Consider the following 12537-nt stretch of genomic DNA (forward strand, 5'->3'; position numbering starts at 1 on the left):
AGGGCATGCGTGTGCTCAGTCGACGTGCCGAACCCGACCTGGCGGTCCGGGTGGCCGGTGAACCCGACCGTGGCGTGCCGGTGGTCCTCGTCCACGGGATGGCGTCGGATCATTCGACCTGGCGGCCGCTTGCCGCGTCGTTGCGACGGCAGGGTCGTGGTGTGGTCAGCGTCGATCTGCGCGGGCACGGCCGCAGCGGACGCCCCGACGGCCCGTACCGTCTCGACGATTTTCGTGACGACCTGGTGTACGTGCTCGACAATCTGGGGATTCACGTGGCCGACGTGGTCGGGCATTCGCTCGGAGCCCACACCGCGTTGCGGCTGGCGATGTACGAACCGTCCCGTGTGCGTCGGATGGTCCTCGAGGAGGTCCCGCCGATGCCGCGGGACGAGGCCGATCTCTCCGAGGGAATCACCATGAAAGCGACGCTCGGCGAGCAGATCCGTGGGCTCGTCGCGCTGGCGCGCAACCCCTTCCCGGTCTTCCGGTTCGACGGACGGATGGGCGACGAGATCGTCGCCGAGTTCGATGTCTGCGCACCGCAGTGGTGGTCGGAACTGCCTCGCGTCAGCGCCTCCACGATGGTCATCTCGGGCGGGGAGCGCAGCTTCCTGCCGCCCCGCCACCTGCGGACGGTCAGCGAGGCGCTGCCGGACTCACGGTTCGTCATCCTCGACGCCGGGCACAGCGTGCACCGCGACCGCCGTGCGGAGTTCATCCGGCACGTCGAGGGATTCCTGGGGCGTTAGGCCGCGGGCTTGTTGTGCAACGGGCGGGGGTCGATGCCGACCTTTTCCCACGCCTCGTACGCCCACGGGACGTAGAGGTACTTGAGTGGGAGCCTGTTGACCAGCGGGTTGATCGCACGCATGAAAGCGGCGAAGCGCTGGAAATTCTTCTCCTTCTTGTCGTTCCACTCCAGGTCGCAGACATCGCGCATCTGCTGGGGGAGTGTCCCCACGATGACCGTGCGGATGAACGCATTGAGCGGAGCCGACAGGACGTTCCACACCGGGGCCGGGATCTTCTTGGGTCGGGGCAGTCCCTGGCGGATGTAACCGGTCGCGTAGACGATCGTCTTGTGGGGGACGAAACGGTTGAGCATGTCCTCCCAGTAGGCGACGAACTCCTCGTACGTCTGGGGCTGGCCGCGGTCGCTGACACCGTAGAGCTGGTACCAGACCTTGCTTTCTTCGAAGATCTGGACCTTCTCGGCATAGGTGAGGCGACGGATGAACGTGTCGGTGATGTAGAGAACCTGGTCGACGAAGGTTGCGTGGGCCCAGTAGAACAGCTCCGGGTTCAGCGCGTGGTAGCGCGAACCGTCGCTGATGGTGCCCTTGATGTCGCGATGGAAGTCGCGCACCGTGCGGCCCCATTTCTCGGGTTCGGTGCTGTACACGGTCTTCATCACCGGCGGTCCGGTGCGCTTGGCGCGGCCGAGGAAGTCGCTGAAGATCACCGAGTGGTCGAGGACGGCCTGCCCGAGCTGCTCGATGCAGTTCTCGGTGCCGGCCAGGCGCTGAAAGCCGAGGATGCCCCGCGAGTCGCCGTAGAACTTCCACACGAGTGAGTCGGCTCCGAGCCGAGGCCGCACGATCTCGCCGGCGGTGTCCGGGGTGTCGTCGACGATCATCGGTTCCGCCTCGCGGATACCGGCATCGAATCCCTGGTTGACTGACATGAGAGCGAGGGTAGCGGACTTGGAACAAAGTGAAAAGGTTGTTCCATCGAATTCACACAACCCTCGTTCAAGGTTGACGCCAGCGACTCAGGAGGAAGCGATGCCCGGCGGCATGAGGGGCGAGTGGGAGCTCCCGGACGTGGAGGACCTGCTCGCGACGGCCGTGGTGGTCCGCCTCCCCATGCGGACCAGGTTCCGTGGGCTGACCTTCCGCGAGACGATGGTCTTCGCCGGGCCGGCGGGGTGGGGCGAGTTCGGCCCCTTCGTCGAATACGAGGACGCCGAGGCCTCCGCGTGGCTGCGCGCCGGTATCGAGGCCGCCTATCTCGGTCCGCCACCCGCGGTCCGGGACACCGTGCCGGTCAACGCGACCGTGCCCGCCATCCCGGCCGACGAGGTGCCCGACCTGCTGAAGCGATATCCGGGCGCGGGGACCGCGAAGGTGAAGGTCGCAGAACCGGGTCAGACGCTCGACGACGACGTCGCGCGGGTCGCGGCGACACGTGAGCTGATCGGGAGGGTGCGGGTCGACGCCAACGGCGGCTGGTCGGTGGACGAGGCGATCACCGCCCTACGTGCGATCGGCGACGTCGAGTACGCCGAACAGCCCTGCCGCACGGTCGAGGAGCTCGCGCAGGTGCGGCGTGCGGTCGAGGTCCCGATCGCCGCCGACGAATCCATCCGCAAGGCCGACGACCCATTGCGCGTGGTCGCCGCGGATGCCGCCGATGTCGCCGTGGTGAAGGTGGCGCCCCTCGGGGGGATGCGTGCCACGCTCGAACTGGCCGACACCCTGGGTCTCGACGTGGTGGTGTCGAGTGCGCTCGACAGCGCAGTCGGCATGGCGGCCGGGGTCGCCGCGGCGGCGGCGCTGCCTCGGCTCGACCTCGCCTGCGGACTCGGCACGGGCTCGCTGTTCACCGCCGACGTCGCACCGTCGTTCCTGATGCGTGACGGTGTCGTCGAACCGCGCTGGTTCGGTCCCGATGCCGACGTCGACGCCGTTGCGCATGCCGCCCCGGAGGGCCGCAGACAGTGGTGGCGGGATCGGCTGCGGCGGTGTCATCGCCTGCTCGTCGCGGAGTTAGTTAGGAACGCTTTTACCGAATCGTCTCAACATGGTCTAGTATGCGATGTGGATCACATTCCGTAGGGCTCTCTGTTCGGAAGGAGACGGTCGATGGCATCGGTACTGGCGACCCCGCCGGCGGGTAGCGACCTGCAGGCCATCCCGTGCTCCGGCCGCAACAGCTTCCTCGAGATCATGTCGATGCGGCGTGACCCGTTCGGCTTCGCCGACCGTCGCCGGGCGCAGTTCGGCAACGTGTCCGGGCTGAACGCCTTCGGTGTGCAGATGGTCATGACCGGAAACCCGCGGGCCGCCCAGGAACTCCTGATGAACAAGGACCGGGCCTTCGCCAACGGTCCGGCGTGGAGCTATTTCATCGGTCCCTTCTTCAACCGCGGCGTCATGCTCCTCGACTTCGACGAGCACCGTCATCACCGGCAGATACTGCAGCAGGCGTTCGGCACCACCGCGCTCAAGGGTTACCTGCAGGAGATGCAGCCGATGATCGCCGAGCGCGTCGCGGAGTTCCCGGTCGGTTCGGTGAAGCTGTTCGACCAGTTCAAGGCACTCACCCTCGACCTCGCGCTCGAGGTCTTCCTCGGGCTGAACCTGCCCAGGGACGAGGCCGACCGGATCAACAAGGCGTTCATCGACACCGTCCGCGCCGGCGTTGCCTACGTACGCAAACCCGTGCCCGGTGGACGATGGTGGAAGGGACTGCGTTCTCGCAAGGTCCTCGAGGAGTTCTTCTACGCCAACATCGCCGCCAAACGTGCGCGGGAGACGCCGGATCTCTTCTCGGTCCTGTGTCACGCGGAAAGCGATGAGGGAAACAGCTTCTCCGACGAGGACGTGGTCAACCACATGATCTTCGTGCTCATGGCCGCGCACGACACCTCGACCATCACGATGACCCAGATGGCCTACCACCTGGCCAAACACCCCGAATGGCAGGACCGTGCCCGAGCCGAATCGCTCGAACTCGGGCCGGAAGTCGGATACGACGGTCTCGCCGATATGACGGCGCTGGATCTGGTGATGAAGGAGTCGCTGCGGCTGTGCCCGCCGGTCCCGGCGCAGCCCCGCATGGCCGTCAAGGACACCTCGGTCGAGGGCTTCTACGTTCCCAGGGGCACCATCGTCACCACGTCGTCCCTGTCCAGTCATCGGGATCCCGAGTTCTTCACCAACCCCGACATGTTCGACCCGGAGAGGTTCAGTCCCGAACGCGCCGAGGACAAATCCCACCGGTTCGCCTGGATGCCATTTGGTGGTGGCGTTCACAAATGTATCGGCCTGTATTTTGGCCAGATGGAGATCAAGACGATCATGCATCACCTGCTCCGCGGGTACGAGTGGTCGGTGCCGGCCGACTATGCGTTGCCCATGGACTACAGCGCGCTGCCCGTGCCCAAGGACAAGCTCCCCGTGACCCTCCGGCGACGGTGATCGAGTGTCGGACCATCTAGTGAAGGACACCGTGAACGGCGCTGCAAAGGGGAAGGGCACTCGCACGTCCAACCGCAAGGTGCGCAACACTGCCAGCCCGGCCGACCAGGAGGCGGCGATCCTCGCAGCCGCGGGGTCGGAGTTCGCGGAGGTCGGGGTGCGCCGAGCCAACATCGACGAGGTCGCGGCCCGCGCGGGGGTCAGCCGCAGCACGCTCTACCGCCGGTTCCCCAACAAAGAGGCCCTCCTCTACGCCGTCGCCAACGACGCCTACGAGCGGGGAATGAAGAGGCTCGAGGAATCGGTCAAGGGGATGGGCCCCAAGGACGCCCTGGTCGAGGCCTTCGCGGTGGGTGCCGAGCTGGTCAAATCCGATCCGTTGCTGAGCCGGATCGTCCTCACCGACTCCGAGATCAAGAGCGTCACCGCGAGAATGACGTCGCTGTTCATCGACATGGTCACCGACCGGGTCGCCGCCACGCTGCGCGACGAGGGCGCGCAGATGCCGGTGGAGGACCTGCTCGAGGCAGTCGAGATCCATGTGCGCCTGGTGATCTCGCTCCTGGAGACCCCGCCGTCGGACCCGGCCCGGACCGATCCGCCGCAGGCCCGAGCGTTCGCCACGAAGTTCCTCGCCCCGATGATCTGGTGACCCACGCCTGACTCTCGGGCCCGTGACGCCGTCACCCGCTTTCGATTCAACCAACAACCACCCGAGGGGGAACCAATGAGCCTGCGCGACAAGCTGTCCCGGACGCCCGATCACGACACCATCCGAACGGCGCTGAAAGGCAAGGTCGTCGTCATCACCGGTGGTGCACGCGGAATCGGCTTCGAGACCGCGACGCAACTGTTCCAGGCGGGAGCGAAGGTCGCCATCGGTGACGTCGACGGCGAGGCGGTGGGCAAGGCCGCCGCCGACCTCGGCATCGAGGGCATCGAGGTCGACGTCACCAAGCGCGAATCCTTCGACGCGTTTCTCTCCGAGGTCGAGTCCCGGCTCGGACCGATCGACGTCCTGGTGAACAACGCCGGCATCATGCCGGTCGGTCCGTTCCTCTCCTACGACGACACGATCATCCGACGCACCTACGACATCGACGTCCTCGGCGTCATCATCGGCTGCCAGGAAGCGGCCCGCCGGATGGCCCCGCGTCGCACCGGCCACATCGTCAACATTGCGTCGACGGCCGGCCGCATCCCGACCCCGGGTCTGACCATCTACAACGGCGCAAAGGCCGCGGTGATCGAGTTCTCCGAGGCACTCGGCGCGGAGCTGGAGCCGGAGGGCGTCACCGTCAGCGCCGTCCTCCCGACCTTCACCCGCACCGCCCTGATCTCCGGTCTGCAGACCAACAGGTTCATCCAGACCGTCGCGCCCGAGGAGGTCGCGGCGATCGTGGTCGAGACCATCGCCCGCCCGGTGACCCGCGTGTACGCCCCGCGATCGATGCGATGGGCCGACTCCAGTCCGCTGTTCCCGCAGGCGATGAAGCGGTTCACCCGGAAGCTCACCAAGCTGGACTCGATCTTCCTGCGCCCCGACCAGGAGGCGCGCGCCGCCTACTCGAGCCGTATCCGCGGGGAGAAGATCGAGAACAAGCCGAACACGCGCCTGTCGTCGTAGAGGAGAGCGTGGCGTTGAGGGAAGGGGCGCGGCCGGGCGCCGCAGAGATCGCCGCGGAGCGCAGTGCTCGGCGTCAACTGGGCGAGGCGCTCGAAGAGTTGCACGCGCGCGAGGTCGACGCCGGCCTTCGCCGGCCGGTGCCGCGGCGCCGGTGGATTCTGGCGATGCTGGTGGCGTTCGTCGCCGTCGTCCTCGCCGGCGTCGCGGTGGTGGCGTGGTCCGGCGCTCGGAATGCCCCGACCGACGACGACTTCGAGCGCGCGGCGGCCGACCGTGTCGCCGTGCTGATCGCGCCGGACCATCGCGATCCGAGTCGCGCGCGCAAGATCCTCGCCGGTGCCACCGGCACCTTCTATGACGAGTTCGCCCAATCCGCCGACAGTTACAGCGCTTTCGTGCAGGCCAACGGATCGGTGTCGGAATCCTCGGTCGACGGCACCGGGGTCTCCGCGCGGGACGGTGACAGTGCCACTGTTCTCGTCGCAGCGACCGTCGTTTTCGACGCCGGTGAGACCGGGGAAGGGCAGGCACGCCGGTTCCGGCTTCGTGTGCTCGTGACCCCGGACGACGGTGCGCTGAAACTCGGGGCGGTGCAATACCTTCCATGACCTCATCCGGATACATCTCGGTGCGCGCCGGAGCTCTCCGAATGCTGGTGGCAGCGCTGGTTCTGGCCGCGGCGCTCGTCGCGGTGGGATTCGCGTGGCGTGCACACGCTGCGGGAGATGCGCTCCAGCAGAGCCGTGAACAACTTCGCGAACGCGCGGGCACGATCGTCGCCGACGTCTTCTCGGTGGATTCCACGCGGTGGCAACAGGATCGGTCGCGGGCCCGTGCGCTCGTCGCCCGCGACTTCCTCGACAGTTACGGCGCGCAGCTCTCCCGGCCGCCGGAGCAGGGGACGGCCGCGGTTGTGTGGCGGCCGGAGGTCGTCAGCGTGGTCGACGCCGACGACACCGAGGGGCAGGCACTCCTCCGGGTGGCGGTGACGGTACGGTCCGACGCTCCCGCCCGGTCCGAAGCCGCCGCGACGACGGTCCGCCGATCGGTGCTGGCCCGCTTCGTCCGTGCCGACGACGCGTGGCTCCTCGCCGCTGCCGATGTGATCGGGTGATGGCGGTGACCGATGCTGCGAGAACCGAGTCTGTGACGGCCGACACTGCGACCACGGCCCGTGTGCAACTCGCGCGGGCTCGGGTCGACGAGGCGCGAAGGAAAGCACGCACGACCAGGGTCGCCGCGGCACCCGCGCTGCGGGCGCGTGCCGTGCGACGGACCCGCCTGCTACGGACAGCCCTCATCGCCTCGGCGGGCGCCGTCGCGATCCTGGTGATCGCGGGTGCTGTCCTGGGATGGCAGATCCGCGGACAGCGGGCCGAGGTCGATCATCAAGCCGAGGTACTGGATTCGGCGCGGGCGGGGGTCACGGCCATGCTCACCGCCGACCCGGCCGATGCGGACGGCTTCGTCGACGGCGTGCTCGCCGCGAGCACCGGCGCGCAGCGCGACCGCATCGACAGCGCGCGTGAAGCACTGGTCGCCGAGGTGCGCACGCAGACCGGACGCAGTGTCGGACAGGTGGTCTCGGCCGGGCTGGTGACCGACCCGACGTCGGACGACGCCGGCACCACCGTGGATGTGCTCGTCGTCGCGGACGCCACCAACCCGCTGCTGCTCGGTTCCGGAGGAACGGATGGGCAGGCCGCGGCCGTCGACACGACCGCCGAACGGATCACCGCGCTGATCACCATGGAACGCACCGGTGACGGCTGGAAGATCGCGGGGGCACGTCAGCCGTGAGCGACCTCCTGGAACCGCGCCCCACTCGCCGCCAACGCCACCGTCTCGCCGTCCTGGCCGCCGTCACGGTGACTGCACTCGTCGTCGCACTGATCGCCTGGATCGGGGTGCTGCGATCGGACCCGGGGCCCGGAGAGGACGAGCGCGCCGCCATCCTGTCCGCGGCGGGCGGGGCGGTCGCCGCACTCATGACCTTCGGGCCGGACGACCCGCCCGACCAGCGTCGCCGAACCGACGCATTGCTCGCCGATCCATTGCGACTCGAGTACCGCAATCGTGGTGTCGACGTGGTGGTCCCGGGAGCGCGGGCCGCCTCGGTGTGGATGGTCGGACGCGTCGTCGGAGCCGGTCTGAACGACAGCACCACTGAACGGGCGAGGGTCCTCGTGTTCGTCGACCAGACGGTCTCGGTCCGAGACGGCGGAAAATCTACGGGGTTTAGGGAACCGGCCGACGCGGGGGACGAGACGACCCCTATCGCGAGGTGGGCACTTATGCGTAAGGTCGACGGGAATTGGCTGTTGTCCGACCTGCAACCGGTCGGAGACGTAACCCGTTGAGGCGAGTCGCCGGGATGTCATCGGGCATCCCGGGTGGGACGGTGTCCGCGGGGTGAGAGGGGACGGAAGATGAGTGGATCAGTCGCGGGCGTCGTGATCGTCGGGGCGGGCCTGGGCGGGATCAGGATCGCGGAGAACCTGCGCAACAACGGGTTCACCGATCCGATCACCCTGGTGGGGGCCGAAGACCATCCGCCCTATGATCGTCCGCCTCTGTCGAAGTCGGTACTCCTGGGCAAGGACGATCGCGTCGACCTCAAACCGGCGGAGTTCTACGGCGAATCCGACATCAACCTGTGTCTGGGCTCAGCGGTGACCTCGGTGTCGCCGACGGAGAAGACCATCACCCTGGCGTCCGGGGACACACTCGCCTACGACACTCTGGTGCTGGCCACCGGTCTTGATCCCCGGCCGTTCCCGGGTCTCGCCGACGCCGTCGCCGGGGTACACATGATCCGCACCTACGACGACGCGGTCGCTCTACGCGAGCAGATCGATTCCGCCTCGACCGCAGTGGTCATCGGCGCCGGCTTCATCGGCTGCGAAGTGGCCGCGAGTCTCACCTCTCGCGGGCTGAGCGTCAGCCTTGTCGAACCCGCCCCCACCCCGCTGGCGGTGGCGCTCGGCGAGGAGATCGGCAAGCTGGTGTCCCGGCTCCACACCGACAACGGGGTAGACCTGCGCACCGGGGTCGGCGTGGACGAGATCGTCGTCGCCGACGATGCCGGCGGACCGAGGGTCACCGCGGTCAAACTCGCCGACGGCACCGAACTCCCGGCTGATCTCGTGGTCGTCGGCATCGGTTCCACGCCCGTCACGGGTTACCTCGAGGGCTCCGGGATCGAACTCGCGCCGCGTGAGGTGGGCGGTGGAATCGCCTGCGATGCAACCGGACACACCAGTGTCGACGATGTCTACGCGCTCGGCGACGTCGCCAACTGGCGTGACGACGACGGCACCCCGCATCGCGTCGAGCACTGGAATCACACGGTCGAACAGGCGTCGGTCGTCGCCCACCAGATCGCTGGTGGTGACGCGGTGACCGCGGCGGTCTCGTACTTCTGGAGCGACCAGTTCGATGTGAAGATCCAGGTTCTCGGCGCCCCTCGGGCCGACGACACCGTCCACGTCGTCGACGACGACGGCAAGAAGTTCGTGGCCTACTACAGCAGGGACGGCATCCTCACCGCAGTCGTCGGCGCCGGCAGGGTCGGTGCGGTGATGAAGACCCGGCCGAAGCTGCTGACGCCGACACCCATCGCCGACCTGCTGTAGCGCCGGTGGGTGCCGAGCTGACGGCCGCAGCGGTGCGCGCGGCCGCTGCCGAGGTCGCCGACCCGCAACGCGCCGTCGACCTCGCCAGGTTCTTCCAGGTGCGCCCCGGCGGCTACGGCGAGGGCGACGAGTTCATCGGCCTGCGCGTGCCGCAGCAGCGGGCCATCGCCAAGCGGTTCCGTGGCATCGACGCCGGTGAGGTTGTCGCGCTGTTGGATTCGCCGGTCCACGAGCATCGGTTCATCGCGTTGGCCCTGCTGCGGGGTGAGTTCGAACGTGCCCTACGGCCGCGATCGGGCCCGGACCGGGACGAGGCTGCGAGGTGGGTCGAGCTGTACCTCGACGCGGTTCGCCGGGGCCGGGTGAACAACTGGGATCTCGTGGACTCCTCGGCCGATCCGGTTCTCGGTGAGTACTGCCGCCTGCGCGGCGACTCCGGCGTCATCGTCGATCACGCCGCCGACGACGACCTGTGGCGGCGTCGGGTGGGGATCATCGCGACCTTCGCCCACATCAAACACGCGGACGCATCGGTCCTTCTGTCGGTGGCGCCACTCGTCCGCGACGACCGTCGGGACCTCATCCAGAAAGCTTTCGGATGGATGCTCCGGGAGACCGGCAAACGCGTCGACGATCGGATACTCCTGACGTACCTCGAGGAGAACGCCGGCCGAATGGGCCGCACCGCACTGAGTTACGCGATCGAGCACCGGAGCCCGGAGGAACGCGCGTACTTCCGTGCGTTGAGGTGAGGGGTCAGCCCTCGCGCGCCACGCGGATCGCCGCCCAGATCATCGGGAACTGGAACGGCAGGCGTGCCAGGGCGACGATCCGGTAGGGCAGTGGCTTGTCCCACCAGAGGCGCACCATGTTGAGGTTGGCGGGATAGACGGCGAGGAACAACAGCGCCGACAAAGCCGCGGAGAGACGACGGGTCCGCGGCACGAGAAGTCCGGCGCCCAAGCCGATCTCGGCGACACCGGACAGGTAGGTCAGGGTCCGCGGATCGCCGGGGATCTCCTCCGGGATGATCTCGTCGAACGGTTTGGGTGCGACGAAGTGAAGCACGCCGATGCCGAGGAGCATCACCGCCAGGCCGCGGGCGAGTTGGAGCGGATTCGGTCGGGACTTCCGGATGGTGGTCACGTCGTCGTGCTCCTTCGCGTTGGTCGGAACTGCCTGTCAGAACTCGATCTTGAGCGAGTCCGAGGTCGGGTGGGCCTGGCAGCCCAGGATGTACCCGTCCTCGATGTCCTCGGGGTCGAGGGCGCCGGCGTTGTCCATGTCGACGGAGCCCTCGGTGAGAGTGCAGGCGCAGGAACCGCATTCCCCTTCCTGACAGGAGTACGGGGCATCGAGACCGGCCGCCAGCATCACGTCGATGAGCGTCCGCTTGCGCGGCCAGGTCAGGGTGTGGGTCTCACCGTCGAGTTCGACTTCGACAGTGGCGGCGGACGCCTGGTCCTCCTCGCTGACCTCCTCGAGCTCGACGTCGGCGAACGGGTCGCCGGACAGCGAGTTGTACACCTCGGTGTGAACGTTGTGGTGCGGGAAGTTCGCCTGTGCCAGGGCCTTGTGGACGGCATCCATGAACGGGCCGGGTCCGCACATGTAGGCGGTGTGGGTGGTCGAGTACGGCACGAACACCGAGGCCAGAGCCGCCGCGGTGGGCAGCCCCTGCAGGCTCTCCAGCCAGTGGACGACGGTGAGCCGGTCGGCGTGGGCGTGGAGCAGGTCGCGCAGCTCGGCGGCGAAGATCACGTCGCTCTCGGTGCGATTCGCGTAGAAGAAGACGATCGGCGCGCTGCTCTTCTTCAGCGCCGCCTTGAGGATCGACATCACCGGCGTCACGCCACTGCCCGCGGCGATGAGGAGCAACGGGTCGTCGAAGGACTTGGGGGTGAAGACGCCCGACGGCGGCAGCACCTCGACCTGGGAGCCGGGGGCGAGGTTGTCGCAGACCCAGTTGGAGCCGTATCCGTCGACGGTGCGCTTCACGGTCACCTTCGGGCGAGCGTCGGTGTACGGCGACGAGGCCAGCGAGTAGCAGCGGGCCACCGAGCCGGTCTGCTCGCTGGGGATGCGCAGGGTGAGGAACTGTCCCGGCTTGTAGTCGGTGAAGGCGGCCGACGACGCCTCGGGGACCTCGAATGCGATGGACTTGGCATCGGACGTCTCATCGATCACCTCGGCCACCGTGAGGATCACGCTTCGTGAGCCGTGAGGGGTCAGGTCAGGCATGTAGCAGCTCTCCGACGTCGAGGACCGGGCGAACCGGGCCGAATTAGAACACGTTCTATTTCAGGATAGACCAACCGATGGGTGTCCCACGAGGCCCTCTCGGAGCCGGCGTGGTTGGCCCCGCCGATCATGGCACGCGGGTCAGTGATGCGACACCGGTGGCGACGGTCCGCGCGCCGTCGCTGATCAGTCTCTCGAGGTCGGCGTCGGGATCGGCCAGCCACTGCTCGTAGGCGGCGAGTGCCGCGCCCAAGCACAACCACCCGATGGTCTGGGGCAGGTGATCGTTCTCGTCCAGACCGAGCCGGGCCGCGCAGAACTCGGCGATGACGTGGCGCCAGTCGGCGTACATGATCATCGAATGTGCCTGGAGCGCCGGAACTCCGAGCAGCAGGGACATGCGCCGGCGGTGGTTCTCGAGCTCTTCCGGTGGCACCCGGTTGAACACGACCAGGGCATCCACGAGGGCGTCGGCCATGGGGATGTCGGTGGGGATCTGGGCGAGGAGCCCGCGTAGCTCGCCCAGATGGTCGTCGAACTCTCCCCACGGGATCTCGTTCTTCGACGAGTAGTACCGGAACAGCGTGCGACGCGCGATGCCCGCGGCCTCGGCGATGTCGTCCACGCTGGTCTCCTCGAAACCCCGGGTGGTGAACAGGCCGATCGCGAGCGCGCTGATCCGGGCGCGCGAGGAGATCGGGCGTCGCCCGGGTGCGGCCCGCCCGGGGCCCGCATCCTGCTGTGTCGTCGCAGTCATCGAGACCTCACCATATGGGATCCGTTCGCGCGCAGCGGGTCGAAGGGGCCCGAACCGCCTGTCCGAACGGGC

Annotated in this window: 15 protein-coding genes; 11 read left to right on the forward strand and 4 right to left on the reverse strand. The window is 67.8% G+C overall.

Going from position 1 to position 12537, the window contains the following annotated elements:
• The first annotated feature begins 5 nt into the window (after positions 1-5).
• Positions 6-752, forward strand: coding sequence for an alpha/beta fold hydrolase (locus C5O27_RS08865; protein WP_035753618.1), 747 nt, complete (start codon positions 6-8; stop codon positions 750-752).
• Here the strand turns inward: C5O27_RS08865 and C5O27_RS08870 are convergent.
• Positions 749-1687 (reverse strand): oxygenase MpaB family protein, encoded by a 939-nt coding sequence (locus tag C5O27_RS08870; RefSeq protein ID WP_006360283.1) that lies wholly within the window; start codon positions 1685-1687, stop codon positions 749-751. The genes C5O27_RS08865 and C5O27_RS08870 overlap by 4 nt on opposite strands.
• Before the next feature lie 100 nt (positions 1688-1787).
• On the opposite strand from C5O27_RS08870, the gene C5O27_RS08875 reads away from it, so the two are divergent.
• From C5O27_RS08875 to C5O27_RS08920, 10 genes are all read left to right on the forward strand, one after another.
• Positions 1788-2840, forward strand: a complete 1053-nt coding sequence (locus C5O27_RS08875; protein WP_244216617.1) for an o-succinylbenzoate synthase — start codon at positions 1788-1790, stop codon at positions 2838-2840.
• A 27-nt stretch (positions 2841-2867) separates the two neighbouring features.
• Positions 2868-4205 carry a cytochrome P450 gene (locus tag C5O27_RS08880; protein ID WP_127962514.1) on the forward strand — a complete coding sequence of 446 codons (1338 nt, stop codon included), beginning with the start codon at positions 2868-2870 and terminating at the stop codon, positions 4203-4205.
• Between the two features lie 4 nt (positions 4206-4209).
• Positions 4210-4857 (forward strand): TetR/AcrR family transcriptional regulator, encoded by a 648-nt coding sequence (locus C5O27_RS08885; RefSeq protein WP_127962515.1) that lies wholly within the window; start codon positions 4210-4212, stop codon positions 4855-4857.
• 75 nt (positions 4858-4932) lie between these two features.
• The gene (locus C5O27_RS08890) at positions 4933-5832 is read left to right on the forward strand and encodes an SDR family oxidoreductase (RefSeq protein WP_127962516.1); all 900 of its coding nucleotides are present in this window, start codon (positions 4933-4935) and stop codon (positions 5830-5832) included.
• A 14-nt stretch (positions 5833-5846) separates the two neighbouring features.
• Positions 5847-6440, forward strand: coding sequence for a hypothetical protein (locus C5O27_RS08895; protein WP_075864025.1), 594 nt, complete (start codon positions 5847-5849; stop codon positions 6438-6440).
• Positions 6437-6946 carry a hypothetical protein gene (locus tag C5O27_RS08900; RefSeq protein ID WP_127962517.1) on the forward strand — a complete coding sequence of 170 codons (510 nt, stop codon included), beginning with the start codon at positions 6437-6439 and terminating at the stop codon, positions 6944-6946. Before C5O27_RS08895 ends, C5O27_RS08900 begins: the two co-directional genes overlap by 4 nt.
• Positions 6946-7632: a hypothetical protein gene (locus tag C5O27_RS08905; protein ID WP_127962518.1), complete on the forward strand. Its 687-nt coding sequence runs from the start codon at positions 6946-6948 to the stop codon at positions 7630-7632. Before C5O27_RS08900 ends, C5O27_RS08905 begins: the two co-directional genes overlap by 1 nt.
• Positions 7629-8192: a hypothetical protein gene (locus tag C5O27_RS08910; protein WP_127962519.1), complete on the forward strand. Its 564-nt coding sequence runs from the start codon at positions 7629-7631 to the stop codon at positions 8190-8192. Before C5O27_RS08905 ends, C5O27_RS08910 begins: the two co-directional genes overlap by 4 nt.
• A gap of 69 nt (positions 8193-8261) precedes the next feature.
• Complete coding sequence (locus tag C5O27_RS08915; protein ID WP_127962520.1) at positions 8262-9467, forward strand: NAD(P)/FAD-dependent oxidoreductase; 1206 nt, start codon at positions 8262-8264, stop codon at positions 9465-9467.
• 5 nt (positions 9468-9472) lie between these two features.
• On the forward strand, positions 9473-10219 hold the full coding sequence (locus C5O27_RS08920) for a DNA alkylation repair protein (protein WP_127962521.1): 747 nt from the start codon (positions 9473-9475) through the stop codon (positions 10217-10219).
• Positions 10220-10223: 4 nt separating this feature from the next.
• Here the strand turns inward: C5O27_RS08920 and C5O27_RS08925 are convergent, their stop codons facing one another.
• The 3 genes from C5O27_RS08925 to mftR all read right to left on the reverse strand — a co-directional run bounded on the left by C5O27_RS08925 (position 10224) and on the right by mftR (position 12465).
• The gene (locus C5O27_RS08925; protein ID WP_075864026.1) at positions 10224-10553 is read right to left on the reverse strand and encodes a DoxX family protein; all 330 of its coding nucleotides are present in this window, start codon (positions 10551-10553) and stop codon (positions 10224-10226) included.
• A gap of 96 nt (positions 10554-10649) precedes the next feature.
• Entirely contained in the window at positions 10650-11708 is a 1059-nt protein-coding gene (locus tag C5O27_RS08930) for a ferredoxin--NADP reductase (RefSeq protein WP_127962523.1), read from the reverse strand.
• 127 nt (positions 11709-11835) lie between these two features.
• The gene (gene mftR / locus C5O27_RS08935) at positions 11836-12465 is read right to left on the reverse strand and encodes a mycofactocin system transcriptional regulator (protein ID WP_127962524.1); all 630 of its coding nucleotides are present in this window, start codon (positions 12463-12465) and stop codon (positions 11836-11838) included.
• Positions 12466-12537 lie beyond the last annotated feature (72 nt).

Origin of the sequence: Gordonia alkanivorans, assembly GCF_004011905.1 — a bacterium.
Classification (GTDB): domain Bacteria; phylum Actinomycetota; class Actinomycetes; order Mycobacteriales; family Mycobacteriaceae; genus Gordonia; species Gordonia alkanivorans.

Coding starts and splice junctions, on each gene's coding strand:
- C5O27_RS08915 (WP_127962520.1), top strand. CDS start 8,262: ATGAGTGGATCAGTCGCGGGCGTCGTGATCGTCGGGGCGGGCCTGGGC.
- C5O27_RS08890 (WP_127962516.1), top strand. CDS start 4,933: ATGAGCCTGCGCGACAAGCTGTCCCGGACGCCCGATCACGACACCATC.
- C5O27_RS08870 (WP_006360283.1), bottom strand. CDS start 1,687: ATGTCAGTCAACCAGGGATTCGATGCCGGTATCCGCGAGGCGGAACCG.
- C5O27_RS08880 (WP_127962514.1), top strand. CDS start 2,868: ATGGCATCGGTACTGGCGACCCCGCCGGCGGGTAGCGACCTGCAGGCC.
- C5O27_RS08925 (WP_075864026.1), bottom strand. CDS start 10,553: ATGCTCCTCGGCATCGGCGTGCTTCACTTCGTCGCACCCAAACCGTTC.
- mftR (WP_127962524.1), bottom strand. CDS start 12,465: ATGACTGCGACGACACAGCAGGATGCGGGCCCCGGGCGGGCCGCACCC.
- C5O27_RS08900 (WP_127962517.1), top strand. CDS start 6,437: ATGACCTCATCCGGATACATCTCGGTGCGCGCCGGAGCTCTCCGAATG.
- C5O27_RS08865 (WP_035753618.1), top strand. CDS start 6: ATGCGTGTGCTCAGTCGACGTGCCGAACCCGACCTGGCGGTCCGGGTG.
- C5O27_RS08905 (WP_127962518.1), top strand. CDS start 6,946: ATGGCGGTGACCGATGCTGCGAGAACCGAGTCTGTGACGGCCGACACT.
- C5O27_RS08875 (WP_244216617.1), top strand. CDS start 1,788: ATGCCCGGCGGCATGAGGGGCGAGTGGGAGCTCCCGGACGTGGAGGAC.
- C5O27_RS08930 (WP_127962523.1), bottom strand. CDS start 11,708: ATGCCTGACCTGACCCCTCACGGCTCACGAAGCGTGATCCTCACGGTG.